Consider the following 19377-nt stretch of genomic DNA (forward strand, 5'->3'; position numbering starts at 1 on the left):
ATGATTTTTGATTAATATGGAGGAATTAGAGAAATGCAACAATTCGGCGTTATCGGCTTGTCTGTTATGGGCAAGAACCTTGCTTTAAACGTTAGAAATCACGGCTTCTCAGTTTCTGGTTTTTCAATTGATAAGCCAGAAGTTGATGCCTTTGCTAAGTATGAAGATGATAAGTTAAAGCCATGCTACACATGGGAAGAATTTGTTAACTCACTTGAAAAGCCACGGAAGATTTTGATTCAAATCATGGCTGGTGATCCAGTTGATCAAACTTTGCAAAAATTGCTCCCACTTTTAGACAAAGGCGATATTTTAATCGATGGTGGTAACTCAAACTATCACGATACTAACCGTCGTTACCATGAAATGGAAAAACACGGAATTCACTTCATTGGTATGGGTGTTTCTGGTGGTGAAGAGGGTGCCTTGAACGGCCCGGCTCTTATGCCAGGTGGTGATGAAGAGGCCTACAAGAAGGTTGCTCCGATTCTTGAAGCTATTGCCGCTAAGAATAAAGAAGGCCAACCATGCGTTAGCTACATGGGGCCTGAAGGTGCCGGCCACTATGTAAAAATGGTACACAATGGTATCGAATATGGTATCATGCAAGAATTTTCCGAAGTTTACAACTTGTTGCGTGACGTTGCTCGTAAGAGCGATGACGAAATGTCTAAGATCTTTGACGAATGGAACCATGGTTTGGTTGAAGCTTACTTGAGTGAAATCACTTCAAAGGTTTTAGCACAGAAAGATGATTTAACTAAAGATCACGTTATTGATCATATTTTGAACGTTGCTTCATACAAGGGTACTGGTAACTGGATGCTTGAAGATGGTGTTGCTCTTGGTGCTCCTGTAACTGTAATTGGTGAAGCCGTTATGGCTCGTTTTATGAGTAAGCAAGCTCATATGGCAGTTAAGAAAGGAATTAAGCCAATTACATTTGAAGAAAATAGCGACTTGCCAGATAACTTGGTAGACGAATTTGGCAAAACTTTGCAATTAGCTCAAGCTGTCGCATATGCTCAAGGTTTCCAACAATTGACTATGGCTGCTGAAGCATATAACTGGGACTTAAGATTTAAGTCAATTGCCCAAAACTGGGAAGCTGGTTGTATTATTCGTTCTGCTATGCTTAAGGATATTGAAAATGCTTATAGTGATGGCAAGAAGCCAATGAACTTATTCCAAGATGAATACTTCAGAAACTTGGCAGAAAAGAACTTGCCATCTTTGAGAAAGTCAGTAGAATTTGCTACTAAGGTTGGTGTACCAACTCCAACTTTAAGTGCAGCTCTCAATTACTTGGAATCAATCTTCAATCCAAACTTGCCAGCTAACATGATTCAAGGTCAACGTGATTACTTCGGTGCTCACACTTACCTTAGAAACGACCGTGAAGGTACATTCCACACTGAATGGTACGAAGAAAAATAAGTAGTTTCATGTGAAACTAAATAAAGCCAGTTAGAGATATTCTAGCTGGTTTTTTAGTGTACAATAATAGCGGCATGGTTTTTCGAGTAAAAGAGAGGATTATATGAAAGACGAGGGAAATAAAACCAACATTAAATTACTGATGCAGGCCTTGGTTGTAGGTGTCTGCACTGGAATAATAGTTGGTTTGTTTAGATTTGGCATCCAAGAAACTTCAGGATTCTGGTTGTATCTATTCCAGTTGGCGCATCGGAATCCAGCTTGGTTTATTGCAATTATCATTGGCTTCATTGCAGTAGCTGTGATTGCTGGTTATTTTGTAAAACAGTATCCCCACGTAGGTGGATCCGGTATTCCAGAAGTTAAGCTGCAATTGCAAGGAAAACTACATTTACAATGGCTTCCAATTTTATGGCGGAAACTTATTGGCGGCATTCTGGTTATTGGAACTGGACTCTTTTTAGGACCAGAAGGACCTTCATTGCAATTGGGTTCTACAATTGGTCAAGGCGTAGGACAGGGTTTTAAGCAGAATAAACTTAATTCTCGAATTTTGTTGGCTACTGGTGCTTCGAGTGGTTTATCAGCTGCTTTTGGAGCTCCACTTAGTGGCGCACTTTTTGTTCTAGAAGAAGTCTTTCATAACTTTTCACCACTTGTTTGGATGAATGCTTTAGCTGGTGCAATTGCTTCAAATTTTGTTGTTTCAAATTTGTTTGGGATTCGTCATGCTTTAGCTATTCCATATAATTATTCTTTCCCCATTATCTTATATTGGCATTTGATTGTTTTAGGAATCTTATTAGGCCTTCTCGGACACTTGTATAAGGTTGGTCTATTTAGTCTGAAAAAGGTTTATGCAAAAATTACTTTTTTGCCACGTTGGCTTCATGGTCTTATTCCATTGGCTATTTTGATCCCGATTGCTTACTTCTGGCCTTTAATTACAGGTCCAGGTAATCGTTTGATTTTAGCTCTTCCCCATATGATTACTAAAACAGGATGGGGATTGGTTGGACTCTTAGCCTTCTACTATGTGATGAGAATCGTCTTCTCAATTGTGACTTATGATTCGGGCTTACCAAGTGGTATTTTCTTACCAATTTTGACTATGGGTGCATTAATTGGTGCAACCTATGGGTTGTTTATGGTTCAATTAGGTCTATTGCCACAACGCTTAGTAGTTAACTTGGTAATCTTCTCAATGGCTGGCTATTTTGCTGCAATTATTCGTGCACCATTTACAGCAATTATTTTAATTACCGAAATGGTTGGCTCCTTGCTGCACTTAATGCCTTTAGCTGTAGTAGCATTTATTGCACTTTTAGTGGATGAGCTCTTAGGCGGCAAGCCTATCTATGGTCTGCTAGCAGCTGCTATGGACACGCACAGTGATCGTAAGGCTAACTATACTGGAGAGGCTGATCAAATGGTTCTGCCAGTCTATGAGAGCAGTAAATTGGTTGATAAAAAAGTTGCTGATATTAAGTGGCCTGAAGATACAAGGATTAGAACAATTCGTCGCGATGGGGATGAAATAATCCCAACCGGTCAGACGATTATTCGTGGCGGCGATATGCTTGTTTTGGAGTTTGATTCAAGTCAACGAGGTCGTGTTTACAGTAAAATGAAAGACCTGCAAGGCGTTGAACTTGATGGATAATTGAAATAAGGGCGGCATACATATATGCCGTCTTTTTTCTTGCACAAAAATAGGTTATATTAGATACTTAAACTTATGTAGAAAAGAGGGATGAAGGTGAATAATTTAGTACAGATCACGTTAAATGCGGATCAGGAAAAATATAATCTGGATGGAGATGAAAGCATCACTTTTATTGATGCGAATTCTTATTATATTGGTCAAATTATTAATCGGCATCATGGCTGGATAACGTTAGAATCAGTTGACCAAGACGGCAACTGGGGTGGTGTGGTTTTTATTAGAGAAAACCAAATTGCTAAAATAGAGGATAATACTCCTGTGCTACATTATTATGCGACTGCTAGCATCTATGATCCGTTCCATATGAAACAATTAAATGCTTCTGTACTACACTGGGATTTTACCAATATTTATGATCTTCTAATTAATGCATCTGATGAGCATCCCTTTATTACGGTTGAAGTTAATACCGGTGTAACTTATACTGGCTTAATTACTCAATTGGACAAAAACGAGGTCCGCATTCTAGAGAAAAATGAAACTATTCTTGAACATTACGCCACTGTCATTCCTCTAGCAGATATTGTTTGTATTGATATCAACAGCATAGATAATCGACTATTTGTTCAATATTTAAAGCAGAATAAGAACTATGATAATGATTTGGAATTAGCTGAAATTTACTTTGATTATACTTTTGATGATCAATTTGGTAGCTTTGCAATTGGTAAAGTACTTAAATATGATGAAGAAAATCTAATTCTTGAAAGTTTAAACGAGCTAGGTCAGGTAGAATCGATTGCAGTAATTTCACGTAGTCATATTGCACATATTTCCGAAGATTCAGAAAAGCTAAATTACTTTAATTACCTAGTAAAATGGCAGAAGAAAAACAACAGTTTTGATCCGGATCACTTGGAGCGTTCAATCAATTTGCGAGGGGAGATTAAGTCGCCTGCTGAAGTAATTGAGGATTGGCCTAATGATCGTGTAGTTAAAATTAGTGATTCGATCTATCATTATCCAGATCGATTAGGTCTAGTTACAGAACGTAATGAAGAAGGTTTTGATCTTAAAATCTTAACGGAATATGATTTAGGTGACGTAAGTGATCATAGCTATGATGATTTGATTAGCGTCGACTTAGCTAGCTCAGATATGATTAAAATGCAACGCTTTGTCGACTATCATGGTTAAATAAGTTGTCAGCAGCGCAAACTTTTTCTATAATTTAGAAAACGAAAGGAAGATGTTCCATGGGATTAACTTTTGAAAACCCTAATAATTTACAAAAGATGCTTGATCGTTTTGCGACCGTTCCAGATCCAAAGAAAACGCCAAAGCATAAAGATCCAGAAGAATTGCTTAATAAGGATTCAAAGGCTAAGAAGAAAAAAGGTAAAGATAAGAAGTAGTAATAAAAAGGCAAATTGCTTTCATGCAATTTGCCTTTTTGAATAGTTAATTATTATTTATTTTTGATTAAATTGTGGCGAAGTTTCTGGTGCCCAGATCAGACAAACGATGAAGGCAAAGAACAACACGATTGCACAAACAATCATTGCTAAATTGCTTCCACCTTGGTTGGTCAAAATAGGCAATAGAAAAGTTCCTGCGGCAGCTCCAATACGACTGATAGTGATGCATGTGCCTACACCAGTACCACGGACTTTGATATCAAAAAGTTCAGTTGGGTATGGGTAATCAAGAACTAGTCCAGATGACAAAATAATAGCAAATAATGCGAAAATAATTAATTTAAGAATAGAATTCAAATTAGGTAATACAGCTAATGTCCCGATCAAAACCGCAGAAAGGAAAAAGTTACTGATTAGGAAAGCACGTCTGCTGATGCGGTTAAAGAGCAGAATACCGATAATCACACCAACCATCATTCCGCCATTATAAATAAGTCCAGAAATACTGCTGTTAGTAATATTCATGCTTTTAAGCAAAATTGGCAGGAAAATACTAATGCCAAAGAATGAGAAAGCCTGACAAGCATAAAAGATACCACCAACAAGAGTATGGCGCAGATATTTTTTAGAAAATAGAATTGCCCAGGAAATGTTTTTAGGCTTCTTTGCTTTATCGCGTCTCATGAATCTTGCAGGCAATCTCCATTTGCGTCCCATATGTTTGCGGATAATTTTATTGGCCTTCTTGACTTTCCCTTTACTAGCTAACCAACTTGGGGATGCAGGAAGTGGGAAGAAGCTTCTAAATAAGGCAGTAATTAAGGCAGGCACTGCACCAGTTGCTAGAATAACTTGCCAAGTATAACTGCCTAAACCAGTAATAAATGATCCGGCTAAGTATGACAAGATAAAACTGATTGTCCAATAGATTAATAGATGACTCTGACGCTTGCTGTCTTCGCCTTTGGGTAACCATTCGGTTAATAGAGCATTACCGACAGTGTAATCAACGGCAATCATTAAACCAATACCGACTCTGATAATAAAAGTTAATAAGAAATTAGCTGTTAGTAAGTGCAGCAATGTAAAAATGGTTAAAACATACATGTTAATCATTAACATTTTGCGTCGACCGATTTTATCAGATAAACGTCCTACCAAAAGGCTGCCAGCCAGTCCAATTAGTGATCCTGCTCCAATTAAACCAGTCCATAAATCACTGATTTGAATATACTTGGCAGCATTAGAAAGTGCGGTACCACTAATTCCCAGGGAATACCCACAGGCGATTTGACCTAGGATGACTGCAATTAACACTCGTAAATGAACTGGCATTAATGGTGCGCGTTTATAATTCTTTTTAGTTTTGATAATTCTTTCACGTCTAATATTCTCGTTATTTTCCATAAGAGCAAGGCTACGGCTTGCTTATTCATCAACTCCTTAAGTAAATCTAAATAATAGCTTTACATAATATGCTAACAAATAATAAGAAGATATGCAAAAAGCCATCAAATGATGGCTTTTTTGGTTATGCTTTTTCAATTTCACCTGCGGCGATGGGTAAAGTAGTATGTGCATCATAACTCATTACGCAACCGCCAACGCTGTCTGGTAATTTAAGATCTTTAGGAACCCCATGAACATAAACGACTCGCTTATCTAATTGAAGGTCACTACTGCCAAAGGCATCTTTGAATTTAGCTTGCAACTCAGTTAATGGAACGTTGACATCATATTCATAATGACCATTGCTATCAGCAACAGGATAGCCGTCATGAGGGATATTCATCTTTTCTGGGGCATCATCAAGAGGAACCATTGTCGTACCAGAAACAGGTTCGGTTTCTGGTAAGTCGATGAAGCCGTCATGGTTAGTATCTTGAGCCATAGTAGGTACATGGGCCTTTTTACCATCTTTAAAACCGTGGAAATGTTCCCAATGTTCAATATTTGCTGGTGTATCAAACATTTCTACATGGATGTGAAGCTTGTCGTCGTTTTCTTCGAAAGTTGCAGTACCATGAGCTTTAGTACCGATTTTATCTGCATTTAAAGGTTGAATATTTGCAATATATTTAGTCATTGTCAAAGTTCCTTTCTTTTCTTGATTTGTTAGTTTAATTATATGTACAATGCTTTTGATAAAAATTGATGTAGATCAAGAAAAGAAGGAATCTTATGAAAAAACATTCAGCTGTAGCATGTATCAGTCAGGTAGGACTTTTTTCAAAATTATCAGATAGCATCCTAAAGAAAATTGCACCAATTTCAACGCACCAAGAACATTTTCCAAAAGGAAGCATCATTCGTCGACCAGGGGACGGCAAGGATGGATTGATCTTTATGGATGAAGGCAGTGCTAAAATCTATAGCCTTAATGCGGAAGGCAAGGAAACTGTCTTAGGCGTATTAAATCAAGGAGATTTTGATGGGCAATTGAATTTATTTCAAGATAATAACAATGAAAATTTTGTCCAAGCTCTACAAGATACTTATGTTTGTTCCATTAATCGCAAGGACTTTCAAAATCTGTTGAAGAAGACACCTGATTTGGCACTTAATTTGCTGAACAGTTTTGGTCAAAAACTCGTGGCTATTGAGACCAAGTCGATTCGGCGTAATTCAATGAGCGCTAAGGAGCGCCTTTTAGCTTATTTGGAAGATTTGGCTAAAAAGCAAGAGAGTCGTACCGTTCAGCTGAAGTTGAAGAAGAAGGATTTAGCAAGCTATTTGGGTGTTACACCGGAAACGTTGAGTAGACAGCTAAAAAGTTTGGAAAAAGATGAATTAATCAGTGTCGAAGGTAAAAGAATTAAAATACAGTAAAGACTAGAAAAATGCTAAACATAGGACAAGTGTTAAAAGAAGAAAGATTAGCCCAGAATAAGACTCAACGAGAGTGGATAAAAAACATTCATCTTTCTGTATCAAGATATTCTGAAATTGAAAACGGCATTATTAAAAATGGTAAAAAGGCAGATATAGATAGTGAACAGTTAATTTTACTTCTTAAGAACAATAATGTAGATATAATGGAGTTTTTCTCAAAATTACAGGATGATGTGTCTTTGACGGACGAACTATCTTTGGAACTATCGCAATCTTTCAATAGTGGAGACATTAAAAAAGCAAATGAAATAAAAAATAAAATACTTACAGATCCAGAAGTTTCATTGGGCTTGAAATATAGAGCGATTTTAGTAACTGCAGAATTAAAAGACCACATGGCATCTCTTGATCAAAATACAATAGACGAGATTAGTAACTATTTATATAAATCAAATGATTGGGTTAAAAACAAAGAAGCTCTAATTCTATTTGGTAATTCTATGCCAAGAATGAATCAAAGTATTCTACAACGTCGAATGAAACAAATCATAAAAGAATATGCGGATATTAGTAGATTCCCAGATAGTGTGCAACGTCGTATTTCAACTATCTGTATAAACTACGTATTCAATGCAATTTTCGTTTATAAGATGGGTACATATGTTCGGAAATCGCTTGATTTAATAGAAAGCTTACCTGCTAATGACGTTTATGGTCTAAAGAAATTGGTAGGACAGTATTATGCAGATTATTTGAAAGGTGATCAAAAGCATATGACTGAGCTAAAGGATCTACTTGCAAGATGTGGCTATACGTCTTTAGCTAATCGATTAAGTTTCGATATATCGAAATAGATTTGGAAAATAAAAAATATTCAGTAAAATAGTGCGATAGTCCATGAACAAAGGAACAATCGCATGAAATACGTTATAAAGCATTATCCTAAATATATCTTACTTTTTGCCATTCTGTCACTAGTACTTGCAGTTATCACGGTGTCAGATGCTCTGGTTTTGCAGTTTATTATTAATAATGTGAAAGACTCTAGCAAGATACCATATTACGTAATAGTCATATCAGTAATGGTATTTATCTTGCTTGAAGGCTTCGCCTATTATTTTCAACAGTTTAATTCTGAATATCTGGCTAAAAAAGCTGTTAATTTATATCGAGGAATAGTCTTCAGACGGATCACGGCTCAGAGAATATCTATTTTTGATAATCACACTCCAAGTAAGTATGTTTCGCTAATGACTGCTCAAATGGATAATCTGGATGAAAATTATTTTGCTGCAATATTTTGGGCGTTTTACTTAATAATTCAATTTATAGTTGCATGCGTTATAGCCCTTGCAGTAAATCCAACTATGGCCATAATAGCAATTATCCTAAGCATCCCTAATTTATTGCTACCATTGATTTTTAGAAAGGTTTTAGAAAACACAAAAATTAAGACGATTAAGCAAACAGATTTGTACATCGCTAAGATATCTGATTATTTATTTGGCTTTGCAGATTGGAAAATTAATGGTGGTAGTAAGCTGATTGATACACAAGAAAAGATTGAAAATACACGAGTATTACAATTTCAAAAAAGTGAATTAAAGGCACAGAATCTTTCAACAGCTTTTAACCATGCTTTTTCAAATGTGTTGTATTTAGGTACATGGCTAATTGGGGCATTTTTTATTCTGAATAAACAAATGACGATGGCATCAGTTGTAGCCTTTTCTCAATTAGTGATTAATATTTCATTTCCAATATACAGTTGTGCTGATATGTTTTCTCAGATAGTTGGTGGTAAAAAGCTCTTCGAAAAGATTGAAACAGAAATCCCGGTAAATTCTAATGAATTACAGAATAACCTTCAATTAGATACATTTAAAAAAATCAGTTTTAGGGATGTAACGTTTAAAAACGATCAAAAGAAAATCCTTGATTCATTGAACCTTGATATTCTGGCAAACCAGAAGTATGTGATCAAGGGACCTAGTGGCAGTGGAAAAACTACTTTTCTTAAAATACTAACGAAACAAATATTGAATTATAAAGGTCTTATTACTTTTAATGAATTGGATATTACGAATATTGCAGATCAAACATTATATTCCAAAATAGGCTATTTGCCGCAACATGGACACATATTTGAAACCACTTTAGCCAATAATTTATCACTGTATCAAAATAAAACGAATAAGGATTTAATTGAGGTGCTAAAGTTTGTTGAATTAAACAAGTGGGCAAATGAAGATTCTTTGAGCAAACAAATTAGCTCGGAGTCTATTTCAGGTGGAGAAGCTAAAAGAATTGAGCTTGCACGACTCCTTTTGCAAAATAAGGAGATTTTGATTTTAGATGAATTTTCATCTGGATTAGATAAAGATACTTTAAGAAAAGTTGAAGATAGAATTTTCTCCTTGCCACATCAAACAGTGCTATATGTTACTCATGTATACAGTAATGAGTTAATAAATAAAGCAGATCAAATTATTCAATTCTAACAAAAAAGCGTAGCATGAAAGCTACGCTTTTGCTGATTCTCCAGCAATTTTTGTCTTATTCAAAAGCAGTGAGCTGGTTACCACTGATACGGAACTAAAGGCCATTGCTAAACCTGCCAGCTCGGGACTTAAAGTTAATCCTAATCCCATGAAGAGACCAGCGGCGATAGGGATGCCGATGGTGTTGTATATTAGGGCCCAGAAGAGGTTTAACTTAATTCTGTTGAAAGTCTTCTTAGAAATATCCAAAGCCCGTACAACGCCCATTAAATCGTTCTGAACGAGGACAATACCACCGGATTCAATCGCGATGTCAGTTCCTGAACCCATGGCAATCCCAACTTCAGCTGTAGATAAAGCAGGCGCGTCGTTAATTCCATCACCGACGAAGGCAACTGTTCTACCAGCATCTTGCAATTTCTTAATCTCTGCAGCCTTTTCAGTTGGTAAAACGCCTGCAATCACTTGATCAATCCCAACTTCTTTACCGATAGCTTCCGCAACATTTTGATTATCGCCGGTAAGCATAATGGTCTTTAAACCGCGTTTCTTCAGCTCGGCAATAGCGGCCTGGGAACTAGCCTTAGGCACATCTTGAATCGCAATAAGCCCGATAATTTGATCTCCTAAGCCAACATAGACAACGGTCTTAGCTTCCTTTTGCAATTTAATTGCTTGATCTTTCATTTCCTGGGAAATAGAGATATCTTCCAGCAATTTATCGCTACCTACGAAGGCAGTTTGTCCATCATAAGTAGCTCTAACACCTTTACCTTCAATAGCTGCAAAATTTTTAACTTGGGCTAAAGCAATCTTAGCATCCTTAGCCTTTTTAACCACGGCTGTTGCCAAAGGGTGTTCAGAATTTTCTTCCAAACTGGCCGCAATAGTCAATACCTTGTTTTGATCGCCAACGAGGTCAGTTACTTGAGGCTTACCAACGGTAATCGTACCCGTCTTGTCAAAAACAACAGTATCGATATCGCTGACTTCTTCAAGAACTTCACCGTTCTTGATTAAAACGCCCATCTTGGCGCTACGAGCAGTCCCGACCATCAATGCAGTTGGCGTAGCCAATCCCAATGCACATGGGCAGGCAATAACGACTACAGAAACGGCGAACAGCATTGCATTGACCAATGTTGCGCCTAAGAAGACGTACCAGATTACAAAGGTAATAATCGTAATGATCAAAACAGCTGGAACAAAGATATTGGAAATTTTATCAGTCAGGTTTTGAATAGGAGCATGACTAGTCTGTGCTTTTTTAACTAAATCAACGATCTGAGAGAGCATCGTATCTTTACCAACTTTGGTAGCCTTAAAGGTGAAAGTACCGTTGGTATTAATCGTTGAGCCAACTACATTGTCGCCCTTCTTTTTAGTGACTGGCATACTTTCACCAGTGACCATTGATTCGTCAATTGTCGTAGATCCAGTGATGATTTCACCATCAACAGGTACTTTTTCACCAGGCTTAACACGAATGATATCGCCAACCTTAACCTGATCTAATGGAATCTTGACGAATTGACTATCACGCTCGACTTCAGCGTCCTTAGCTTGTAAGTCGATTAATTTAGCCAAAGCGTTTGAAGCGTTATTGTGCATCTTCTCTTCCATAACGTCGCCCAAAAGGACGAAGACCGTTACGAAAGCGGCACTTTCAAAGTAAACTTCACGTCCAGTAAACATGGCAAAGATACTGTAGAAGTAAGCTACAGCAGTACCGACTGCCACTAGCGTATTCATATTAGCGCTATGCTTTTTAAAAGCGGCCCAAGCACTGCTCCAGTAAGGTGCAGCGGAGATTGCCATGATAATTGTAGTCGTGATAAAAGCGATCCAATTATAGCCTGGCATCATCCAATGAAAGGGCATTGCGAACATCTGGATAAGCATTGGGATTGCTAGAATGAATGAAATCCAGAAGCGTTGAATATTAGAAAGTTTCATTACTTAACCACTACTTTTCCATGGAACATATCCATCCCACAAGCGTAGTTGTAAGTGCCAGGCTTGTCGGTTGGAACATTGATTGTAACTTCTTTTTTGCCATCTAATTTTTCATCAAAATTGAGGTCTTTAGAAACCACTTCGTTCATGCATCCCATATTATCTGAAGCAATGAACTTTAACTTAGCTGGCTTGCCTTGTTTAAAGGTAACAACATCAGGCTTGTAACCATGATTTTCTGCATTAACAACAACTTTTTTAGTTTGATTCTTTGAAAAAATACTCATTATTTAACAACAACCTTTCCATGAAACATATCCATGCCGCAAGCAAAGTTATAAGTGCCTTTCTTGTCAGTAGGAATATCGATAGTAGTAATTTTCTGTTTAGTTAAATCTTTATTCACGCCTAATTGTTCAAAAACAACGTGAGACAAACATGCAGTTGAGTCCTTCATATCGAAGTTGACCTTAGCTGGAACGCCTTGTTTCAACACAACAGTTGAAGGGGAATAGCCACCTTTGACAACGATGTTTGCTTCTTGTGTTCCTTGATCAATATTGGCAGTGCCGATAGCTTCTTTGTGTTTGCCAAAGAACCACCAAACAATAAAGCCGATCAGCAAAACTGCCACAACTAACGTAATAATTTGTGAGATACCCATTTTAGTCCCTCCTAGCAAAAGTGTTCTTTACCTGACAAGCAGTTGCAAGGAACTTTATCAGGAGCACTTTTTTCTTTTACAGTAACTTCTTGTTTTATTTTTTCTAGGTCACTTTTAGAAATAGGGGAATTAGCCAGCAGCTGCAAGAGCACCTCGCCTTTATGCATGTCGCACATGCGATTTAGAAGCTCTTGTGCGGCCTCTGTCATTACCTGCGTCTGATTAATCTTGAAAGAGTAAACAAAGTGTCTGCCTTCCTTAGACGTCTCTAGCAGGTTCTTTTTAACCAACCGTCGAAGTAAAGTCTTGATTGTAGATTCAGACCAATCTTTTTTAGCCTGCAATTCTTGAATTACTTTAGTTGAACTAACTGGTTCAAGAGTCCAAATAATTCGCATGACATCCCATTCACTATCGGAAATTGTGCTTTCTTTTTCTTGAAGAGTAACCATCTTTTCCTCCTTACGTTTACATTTGTAACTATACTCTTAAAATCTACATTTGTAAACTTTAATGCAATAAAAAAAGAAAGACGAGTGTCTTCCTTACTTCACAAATATTCCCACAAGTAATAAAACTGCAATAATCCATACCACATCAAGCAGATAGACTAAAATTTTAGTCCACATTTTTTGATAAAGTTGTCCTGTTTGAAAAAGAAAATATAGTGCTAGTGCAGCTAAGATAATTGCGATTGTAGTTCCTGAAGGATTATGAATATTGAGATAAAAGTAGATTCCAGCAATGGCTGAAAAAAACAGGGTGCCGAGAATCCAAAGCGTTTTTTTAGTTAATTTCATGATTAATTTCTCCTTGATATTTAGTATAGCGTATCAAGAAGAAAAATTAGTTAACGGTCACGTCTCCATCATCACTATGAGCAAATAAGACATTAGAGCTGGAAATATTTTTGGTATATGAGCCACCATCGTCATCATTGTCATGATCGGTTCCCTTAAAGGTTACATCCCCATCATCAGAGGATAAATAATAGCCATGGGCGTTACTTTGCTTCACCTTGATATCTCCATCTTCTGAGGTGATTTTAGCTCCATTTGTTGTAAACAATTTATCAACTTCAACATCTCCGTCTTCTGAGTCGATCTTGGCTTTATTCTTTGCATACAAGCTATCAATCGTGATGTCTCCATCCTCAGCAGAAAGCGCAATAGTTTTTACCCGAATATTACCATAAAAATCAACATCGCCATCTTCTAGATGCATATCAATTTTTTGTAATTCCTTTGCTGGCAAGTAGATGGCGATCACATTATCTTTAGAAATGCGATAACGCCCACCTTTATTTTCTTGTTTGATTGTTAAAATGCCGTTTTTTATTTGAACGCTAGGTTTAAAACGTTTCAAGCCGTGATAAATAACTTTGTATGTTTTACCAACATGCAATTCGGTATCAACAATATCTGTCGAAACTTTCATAGAATTAAACTTCTGTTCAGAAAGTGTTTGTTTAACTACTGGACCAGAGTTTTTGTCAGTGTAAGTATGGAATTTACAGCCTGCTAGAAAAAGGCCTAGAGTAAGAAATAACCCAGGCAATAATATAAGTTTTTTGTTTTTCATAAACAATTCCCCCTACAGATATTTTATCGTAGAGTGAGATGCAAAAGATACAAAAAAATCCGCTCCATACGAGGAACGAATTTTGCTTATTTTTCTATAAATTAGTAACTAGGAAGAAGACAATGAATACCACGAATAGAATATACATCATCGGGGTAACTTCCTTAGCGCGCTTAGATGCGATCATTGTGATTGGGTAGGCGATCAAACCTAAAGCCAGACCATCTGAAATACTGTAAGTCAATGGCATGCCGACAACTGTCAAGAATGCAGGGAAAGCAATCTCAAACTTGTCCCAGTCGATCTTCTTCAAGTTGCTTGCCATCAATACACCAACGATGATCAAAGCTGGAGCCGTTACAGTAGTTGGGATAACGGCAAGAAGTGGACTGAAGATCATACTGATGATGAAGAAAATACCAACGAAGATCGCGGTTAAACCAGTTCTACCACCCATAGCGATACCAGCGCTTGATTCTACTGAAGTACCAAGTGGAGCAGTACCGCAAACGGCACCTTCAACCATAGCAGTTGAGTCGGCCAAGAAAGCACGACCGATACGTGGAATCTTGCCATCTTTATCAACCATGCCAGCTTGTTCGGTCATTCCGATTAAAGTACCTGCAGTATCAAAGAAAGTTACTAACAAGAAGGTTAAAACAACCATCCAAAGCTGTGCTGTATTAATATCCTTTAAGTGGAAGACGGCTTGACCAAAGGTTGGGGTAATGCTTGGTGCACCCGCAATGATGCCGTGTGGCAATGGAATTTGACCGATAATCATGCCAAAAATAGCGGTAATGATCATGCCCACAAAAATTGAGCCAGGCACTCTCAAAGCCATTAAGATCACAGTCAAAACCAAGCCAAATAATGTAATCCAAACAGCTGAGTTGCTAAACTTGCCCAAAGTAACCAACGTAGAATCGCTATTAACGATTAATTGACCATTTTTCAAACCAATAAAGGCAATAAATAAACCAATACCAGCAGAAATAGCATATTTCATATCTTGTGGAATCGCATTAACTACCATTTCACGCAATTTGAAGACGGTAATCAAGATGAACAAGATAGATGCTACTAAAACGGCAGCTAAAGCTGTTTCCCAGGAAATATGCATCCCTACACAAACGTTATATGCGAAGAAAGCACCACTACCTAAAGTTGGAGCTAAGGCAATAGGGTAGTTTGCAATAAAGCCCATCAGGAAACAACCAATTGCTGTAGCGATGGCCGTTACAGTGAAGGCTGCACCTTTAGGGATACCAGCTGCATGTAAAATATTAGGGTTAACAAACAAGATGTAGGAGAGGCTGACAAACGTGGTTAATGCGGCGATTAATTCGCGTTTAACGTTAGTGTTAGCTTCTTCTAAATGAAAGACTTTATTTAAAAAATCCATTGCGCCTCCAAAATAAAAACAAAAAGAAAAAGGACATAGCTTACCCAAAGTCATGGGTAAAAGATGTCCTTGATAAAATTATGACGTCTGATACCTATAGTCCTGAATTTATGGCTCAGGGTAGATACTGTCGACCTTATTTCGACGATATATAGATAACTTGATTGTTAAGTATTCTAGCAGAAATTCGTGGTCTACGCAAATTTCCTGGGAAACAAAAAACAAGCAGCTATTAACTGCTTGCTTAGATGAAGGTATTTTATTAATGAAATTATTTTACGTTTAAAACCACGTAGTAGATAATGAACACTACGAACAGAATCCACATCATTGGTGTGATTTCCTTGAAACGCTTAGCTGCGATCATTGAAACTGGGTATACGATTAAGCCCCAGCCTAAACCGTCTGAAATTGAGTAAGTAAGAGGCATTCCGATTGCAATGAGGAAACAAGGAATGGCAATTTCGAGATTAGTCCAGTGTACATGAGCCAAGTTTTCAGCCATTAAAACTCCGACGATGATTAAGGCAGGTGCAGTTACTTGAGTAGTAAAGACACTTAAGATTGGGCTGAAGATAGTAGAAATTAGGAAGAAAATACCAACCCAAACTGCGGTTAAACCAGTTCTACCACCAACTGCGATACCAGAACTTGATTCAACGAAGGCACCGACAGGTGAAGTACCAAGTACTGAACCAACAAGCATACCTGAAGAGTCAGCGGCTAAAGCTTCACCGGCACGAGGCATCTTGTTGTCTTTCATTAAGCCGGCTTGTTGAACCAAACCGATTAAAGTACCGGTCGTGTCAAAGAAAGTTACTAAAAGGAAGGTGAAGACAACAACCCACATTTGAACGGTATTAATATCACTGATGTGGAAGACTGCTTGACCAAAAGTTGGTGCGATGCTTGGGACAGATGAAATCACGCCCTTAGGCATTGGAATTTGACCAATAACTACACCGAAGACAGCCGCAGCAATCATTCCGATGAAGATTGCACCAGGTACGCGTGCAATCATTAGGAAAATGGTAACGATCAAACCAAAGATAGTGATCCAAACGGTTGGATTGTTAAGACCACCAATAGTAACTAAAGTTGAGTCACTGTTTTGAATAAGCTTACCACCTTGAAGACCAATGAAAGCAATGAACAAACCGATACCAGCTGAAATTGCATATTTGATATCAGCAGGAATGGCATCAATAATCATTTCACGGACTTTAAAAATAGTAAGCAAAATGAAGAGGATCGAAGCAACAAAAACGGCAGCTAAAGCAGTTTGCCATTTAACGTGCATCCCTAAACATACTGTGTAGGTAAAAAATGCGTTCAGTCCCAATGTTGGTGCGGATGCAATGGGGTAGTTAGCAACCAAACCCATTACGATACAAGTGAAAGCGGCCGATAAGGCAGTAACGGTGAACAGCGCTCCTTTATTCATACCGCTGGCACCTAAAACATTAGGGTTAACGAAAAGAATATAGGACATACTTACAAAAGTAGTCAACCCAGCTAGCAATTCTGTTTTAAATGAGGTGTGATTCTCATCTAAATGAAAAAATTTGCTGATAGAATTCATGTAATTCCTCCAGAAAAGTTCGCAAAATATCTGATTTTATTCTATAAACTAAAGATATTGCGAATAAAAAATAGTAGATACCGAATAATCAACTTTAATTATACTTAAATAGTTAATAATTTCAATAAAATTCAAGCTATTTGTTCAGTTTTTGCAATGAATGCGAATTCATTTAAGATAATTGTTGACCTTAACCCTACGTAAACCCGTATATTTAAATCAGGAGGTGAAAGCAATGTCGCAAAAATATTCCATTGGCGAGGTAGCAAAAAAACTAAAAATGACGCCACGTGCGATTCGCTTTTATGATCAGAAAAATTTGGTTAAGCCAGAATTCATTGGTGAAAACAGCTATCGCTACTATGGCGAAGAGCAAATTCAAAAATTAGAACTGATTAATTATTTGAGACAACTAGATTTTTCTATTAAGCAGATTAAGGAATTGCTTAGTGACCAGAGTGGTTCTGATTCACTGCAGTTATTATTCCAGAAGCAGATTATGGAAAATGAAAGCAAAATTGATTCTTTAGAACAGCAACAAAAGCAGTTGCGGCGGTTAAGCAAGACAATTGCTACACAGAAAATTGATTCAAATAATCTCGTCGACATTGCCCAAATTATGAAAAAAGAAACTAGATTAACTAATTTAAGGAAACGGATGTGGCTATTCAGCGTAGGTATTTTGCTAATTGAAGCAATCGGGATCTTTAGTGCCTACCAATTTAAGCAAATTAATTCATTAGTTGCGATGATTATCAGCATCGTGATTATGCTGGTTTTAGTATTTGGATCGACTGCCTTTTTAACTAAGTATTACTATAACCAGGTAAAATATGTTTGCCCAAACTGTGGTACTAAGTTTGTACCATCTTTGAAAACATTTATCTTTTCAGCGCATACGCCTAAATTTAGGAAATTAGAATGTCCGCATTGTCATCACAAGGCATATTGTTTAGAGATTACCCGATAATTTTCCTGGGAAATATAAGAAGCCTTTATCGAATATACTCGATAAAAGGCTCTTTTTTTATAATCTTATCGAGTATAATCGATAAGATTAATGATTTTAGCATTTATATCGATTATAATCGATATAAATGAGGTGAACGCATGATTAAACGAACTACATATTTAAATCGAATTAGTCCATTTATTGATAAAGATATTATTAAAGTAATTACAGGCATTCGCCGTAGTGGAAAATCAGTTTTGTTGCAACAGATTCAAGATGAATTGGTACAACGTGGGAAAGATAGAGCTAATTTCATTTACATTAACTTTGAAGATTTACAATATGAATTCCTGCTCAATTATCAAGCACTTAACCAAGAATTAATTAAACGAATTAACCAGATTGATGGCAAAGCTTACCTTTTCCTTGATGAAATTCAAAGAGTTAAATCCTGGGAAAAAACAATTAATTCTTTACGTGTAACTTATAATTGCGATATTTATATTACTGGATCGAATTCTCAACTGTTATCAGGAGAATTAGCAACTGAAATTGCTGGTCGATATGTTGAAATTAAGGTTTATCCTTTTTCATTCAGTGAGTTTTTGGAAGCAATTAATTCTGATCGGCAAAACTTAGATCGTGATTTTGCTACTTATGTAGAAATAGGTGGAATGCCTTTCTTGTCACTGATCTATTCTGATCAGCAAGCATGTGATACGTACCTGCAGGATATTTATAGTTCTGTAGTTCTAAAGGATATTGTTGATCGTCATGCAATTAGAAATGTAGATCTACTTAGAAGAATAATCAGCTATTTAAGCAGTGAAATAGGGCATCCTATCTCGGCAACAGGTATTGCTAAATTCCTTAAAAGTGAACACAGGGGAAGTTCTGCAGATACGATTCTTGATTATATTTCATATACTTGCGATGCGTACTTATTTACGCGTGTTCCTCGAACGGATCTGCGTGGCAAAGAGAATTTACGCATTAATGATAAATATTACATTACAGATCATGGTTTGCGGCAAACTATTGTTGGCAATAATCAGCAAAATATTGATCAGATTCTTGAAAATATTGTCTTTATTGAGCTTTTGCGTCGTGGATACCATATTTCTGTAGGACTAAATGATAAAAAAGAGATTGATTTTGTGGCTCAAAAAGGCAGTGATAAGCGGTACTACCAAGTGACTTATATGTTGGGTAGTCAGGCAACGATTGACCGTGAATTCGGTGCATATGCTGATGTTGCTGATAACTATCCTAAGTATGTGCTTTCGATGGATAGATTTGACATGAGCCGTAATGGGATTATCCACCAGAATATTATTGACTTCTTGTTGGAAAAATAAAATAAGTACAAGCAAAAAAGGACCA

19 protein-coding genes and 1 riboswitch are annotated in these 19377 nt (G+C 37.0%); of the genes, 9 read left to right on the forward strand and 10 right to left on the reverse strand.

Annotation, left to right across the window (positions count from 1 at the left end; translation table 11 throughout):
- Window positions 1-33: 33 nt before the first annotated feature.
- From gndA to FC57_RS11100, 4 genes are all read left to right on the forward strand, one after another.
- Entirely contained in the window at window positions 34-1437 is a 1404-nt protein-coding gene (gndA, locus tag FC57_RS03820; RefSeq protein WP_007125863.1) for an NADP-dependent phosphogluconate dehydrogenase, read from the forward strand.
- Window positions 1438-1540: 103 nt separating this feature from the next.
- Complete coding sequence (locus FC57_RS03825) at window positions 1541-3100, forward strand: ClC family H(+)/Cl(-) exchange transporter (RefSeq protein ID WP_007125864.1); 1560 nt, start codon at window positions 1541-1543, stop codon at window positions 3098-3100.
- A gap of 96 nt (window positions 3101-3196) precedes the next feature.
- A complete protein-coding gene (locus FC57_RS03830) occupies window positions 3197-4300 on the forward strand; it encodes a hypothetical protein (RefSeq protein WP_148449512.1) in 1104 nt (367 codons plus the stop codon).
- Window positions 4301-4359: 59 nt separating this feature from the next.
- Window positions 4360-4518, forward strand: a complete 159-nt coding sequence (locus FC57_RS11100; protein ID WP_007125866.1) for an SPJ_0845 family protein — start codon at window positions 4360-4362, stop codon at window positions 4516-4518.
- Between the two features lie 57 nt (window positions 4519-4575).
- Here FC57_RS11100 and FC57_RS03835 read toward each other — a convergent pair whose 3' ends face one another.
- Together FC57_RS03835 and FC57_RS03840 are read right to left on the reverse strand one after the other, a co-directional pair.
- Complete coding sequence (locus FC57_RS03835) at window positions 4576-5928, reverse strand: MFS transporter (RefSeq protein ID WP_007125867.1); 1353 nt, start codon at window positions 5926-5928, stop codon at window positions 4576-4578.
- Window positions 5929-6052: 124 nt separating this feature from the next.
- Complete coding sequence (locus FC57_RS03840; protein ID WP_007125868.1) at window positions 6053-6607, reverse strand: hypothetical protein; 555 nt, start codon at window positions 6605-6607, stop codon at window positions 6053-6055.
- Between the two features lie 95 nt (window positions 6608-6702).
- Between FC57_RS03840 and FC57_RS03845 the strand changes: the two genes are divergently transcribed.
- From FC57_RS03845 to FC57_RS03855, 3 genes are all read left to right on the forward strand, one after another.
- Complete coding sequence (locus FC57_RS03845; protein ID WP_007125869.1) at window positions 6703-7350, forward strand: Crp/Fnr family transcriptional regulator; 648 nt, start codon at window positions 6703-6705, stop codon at window positions 7348-7350.
- Between the two features lie 11 nt (window positions 7351-7361).
- Window positions 7362-8207, forward strand: a complete 846-nt coding sequence (locus tag FC57_RS03850) for a helix-turn-helix domain-containing protein (protein ID WP_007125870.1) — start codon at window positions 7362-7364, stop codon at window positions 8205-8207.
- A 63-nt stretch (window positions 8208-8270) separates the two neighbouring features.
- Complete coding sequence (locus FC57_RS03855; protein WP_007125871.1) at window positions 8271-9854, forward strand: ATP-binding cassette domain-containing protein; 1584 nt, start codon at window positions 8271-8273, stop codon at window positions 9852-9854.
- Window positions 9855-9875: 21 nt separating this feature from the next.
- Here FC57_RS03855 and FC57_RS03860 read toward each other — a convergent pair whose 3' ends face one another.
- The 8 genes from FC57_RS03860 to FC57_RS03895 all read right to left on the reverse strand — a co-directional run bounded on the left by FC57_RS03860 (window position 9876) and on the right by FC57_RS03895 (window position 17042).
- Entirely contained in the window at window positions 9876-11810 is a 1935-nt protein-coding gene (locus FC57_RS03860; RefSeq protein WP_007125872.1) for a copper-translocating P-type ATPase, read from the reverse strand.
- A complete protein-coding gene (locus FC57_RS03865) occupies window positions 11810-12097 on the reverse strand; it encodes a cupredoxin domain-containing protein (RefSeq protein WP_007125873.1) in 288 nt (95 codons plus the stop codon). The genes FC57_RS03860 and FC57_RS03865 overlap by 1 nt, the downstream gene beginning before the upstream one ends.
- On the reverse strand, window positions 12097-12474 hold the full coding sequence (locus FC57_RS03870; RefSeq protein ID WP_040529491.1) for a cupredoxin domain-containing protein: 378 nt from the start codon (window positions 12472-12474) through the stop codon (window positions 12097-12099). Before FC57_RS03870 ends, FC57_RS03865 begins: the two co-directional genes overlap by 1 nt.
- Before the next feature lie 11 nt (window positions 12475-12485).
- The gene (locus FC57_RS03875; protein ID WP_007125875.1) at window positions 12486-12926 is read right to left on the reverse strand and encodes a CopY/TcrY family copper transport repressor; all 441 of its coding nucleotides are present in this window, start codon (window positions 12924-12926) and stop codon (window positions 12486-12488) included.
- Window positions 12927-13019: 93 nt separating this feature from the next.
- Window positions 13020-13274, reverse strand: a complete 255-nt coding sequence (locus FC57_RS03880) for a hypothetical protein (RefSeq protein ID WP_007125876.1) — start codon at window positions 13272-13274, stop codon at window positions 13020-13022.
- A 46-nt stretch (window positions 13275-13320) separates the two neighbouring features.
- Window positions 13321-13911, reverse strand: a complete 591-nt coding sequence (locus FC57_RS03885; RefSeq protein WP_236695706.1) for a DUF4097 family beta strand repeat-containing protein — start codon at window positions 13909-13911, stop codon at window positions 13321-13323.
- A 238-nt stretch (window positions 13912-14149) separates the two neighbouring features.
- Window positions 14150-15460 (reverse strand): NCS2 family permease, encoded by a 1311-nt coding sequence (locus FC57_RS03890; RefSeq protein ID WP_040529493.1) that lies wholly within the window; start codon window positions 15458-15460, stop codon window positions 14150-14152.
- Window positions 15461-15537: 77 nt separating this feature from the next.
- Window positions 15538-15635: riboswitch (purine riboswitch) on the reverse strand.
- A gap of 96 nt (window positions 15636-15731) precedes the next feature.
- Window positions 15732-17042, reverse strand: coding sequence for an NCS2 family permease (locus tag FC57_RS03895; protein WP_007125879.1), 1311 nt, complete (start codon window positions 17040-17042; stop codon window positions 15732-15734).
- Window positions 17043-17277: 235 nt separating this feature from the next.
- On the opposite strand from FC57_RS03895, the gene FC57_RS03900 reads away from it, so the two are divergent.
- Window positions 17278-18012 carry a MerR family transcriptional regulator gene (locus FC57_RS03900; RefSeq protein ID WP_040529495.1) on the forward strand — a complete coding sequence of 245 codons (735 nt, stop codon included), beginning with the start codon at window positions 17278-17280 and terminating at the stop codon, window positions 18010-18012.
- Between the two features lie 140 nt (window positions 18013-18152).
- Window positions 18153-19352 carry an ATP-binding protein gene (locus FC57_RS03905; RefSeq protein ID WP_007125881.1) on the forward strand — a complete coding sequence of 400 codons (1200 nt, stop codon included), beginning with the start codon at window positions 18153-18155 and terminating at the stop codon, window positions 19350-19352.
- The last annotated feature ends 25 nt before the right edge of the window (window positions 19353-19377 follow it).

The sequence above is a fragment of the Lactobacillus ultunensis DSM 16047 genome, assembly GCF_001436305.1.
In the GTDB taxonomy this organism is placed as follows: domain Bacteria; phylum Bacillota; class Bacilli; order Lactobacillales; family Lactobacillaceae; genus Lactobacillus; species Lactobacillus ultunensis.

Bases quoted from the DNA above. Each gene is read 5' to 3' on its own strand.
- FC57_RS03870 (WP_040529491.1), bottom strand. From the start codon at position 12,474: ATGGGTATCTCACAAATTATTACGTTAGTTGTGGCAGTTTTGCTGATC.
- FC57_RS03865 (WP_007125873.1), bottom strand. From the start codon at position 12,097: ATGAGTATTTTTTCAAAGAATCAAACTAAAAAAGTTGTTGTTAATGCA.
- FC57_RS03835 (WP_007125867.1), bottom strand. From the start codon at position 5,928: ATGGAAAATAACGAGAATATTAGACGTGAAAGAATTATCAAAACTAAA.
- FC57_RS03855 (WP_007125871.1), top strand. From the start codon at position 8,271: ATGAAATACGTTATAAAGCATTATCCTAAATATATCTTACTTTTTGCC.
- FC57_RS03860 (WP_007125872.1), bottom strand. From the start codon at position 11,810: ATGAAACTTTCTAATATTCAACGCTTCTGGATTTCATTCATTCTAGCA.
- FC57_RS03895 (WP_007125879.1), bottom strand. From the start codon at position 17,042: ATGAATTCTATCAGCAAATTTTTTCATTTAGATGAGAATCACACCTCA.
- FC57_RS03905 (WP_007125881.1), top strand. From the start codon at position 18,153: ATGATTAAACGAACTACATATTTAAATCGAATTAGTCCATTTATTGAT.
- FC57_RS03875 (WP_007125875.1), bottom strand. From the start codon at position 12,926: ATGGTTACTCTTCAAGAAAAAGAAAGCACAATTTCCGATAGTGAATGG.
- FC57_RS03845 (WP_007125869.1), top strand. From the start codon at position 6,703: ATGAAAAAACATTCAGCTGTAGCATGTATCAGTCAGGTAGGACTTTTT.
- FC57_RS03885 (WP_236695706.1), bottom strand. From the start codon at position 13,911: ATGAAAGTTTCGACAGATATTGTTGATACCGAATTGCATGTTGGTAAA.
- FC57_RS03900 (WP_040529495.1), top strand. From the start codon at position 17,278: ATGTCGCAAAAATATTCCATTGGCGAGGTAGCAAAAAAACTAAAAATG.
- FC57_RS03825 (WP_007125864.1), top strand. From the start codon at position 1,541: ATGAAAGACGAGGGAAATAAAACCAACATTAAATTACTGATGCAGGCC.
- FC57_RS03880 (WP_007125876.1), bottom strand. From the start codon at position 13,274: ATGAAATTAACTAAAAAAACGCTTTGGATTCTCGGCACCCTGTTTTTT.
- FC57_RS03890 (WP_040529493.1), bottom strand. From the start codon at position 15,460: ATGGATTTTTTAAATAAAGTCTTTCATTTAGAAGAAGCTAACACTAAC.
- gndA (WP_007125863.1), top strand. From the start codon at position 34: ATGCAACAATTCGGCGTTATCGGCTTGTCTGTTATGGGCAAGAACCTT.
- FC57_RS11100 (WP_007125866.1), top strand. From the start codon at position 4,360: ATGGGATTAACTTTTGAAAACCCTAATAATTTACAAAAGATGCTTGAT.
- FC57_RS03850 (WP_007125870.1), top strand. From the start codon at position 7,362: ATGCTAAACATAGGACAAGTGTTAAAAGAAGAAAGATTAGCCCAGAAT.
- FC57_RS03840 (WP_007125868.1), bottom strand. From the start codon at position 6,607: ATGACTAAATATATTGCAAATATTCAACCTTTAAATGCAGATAAAATC.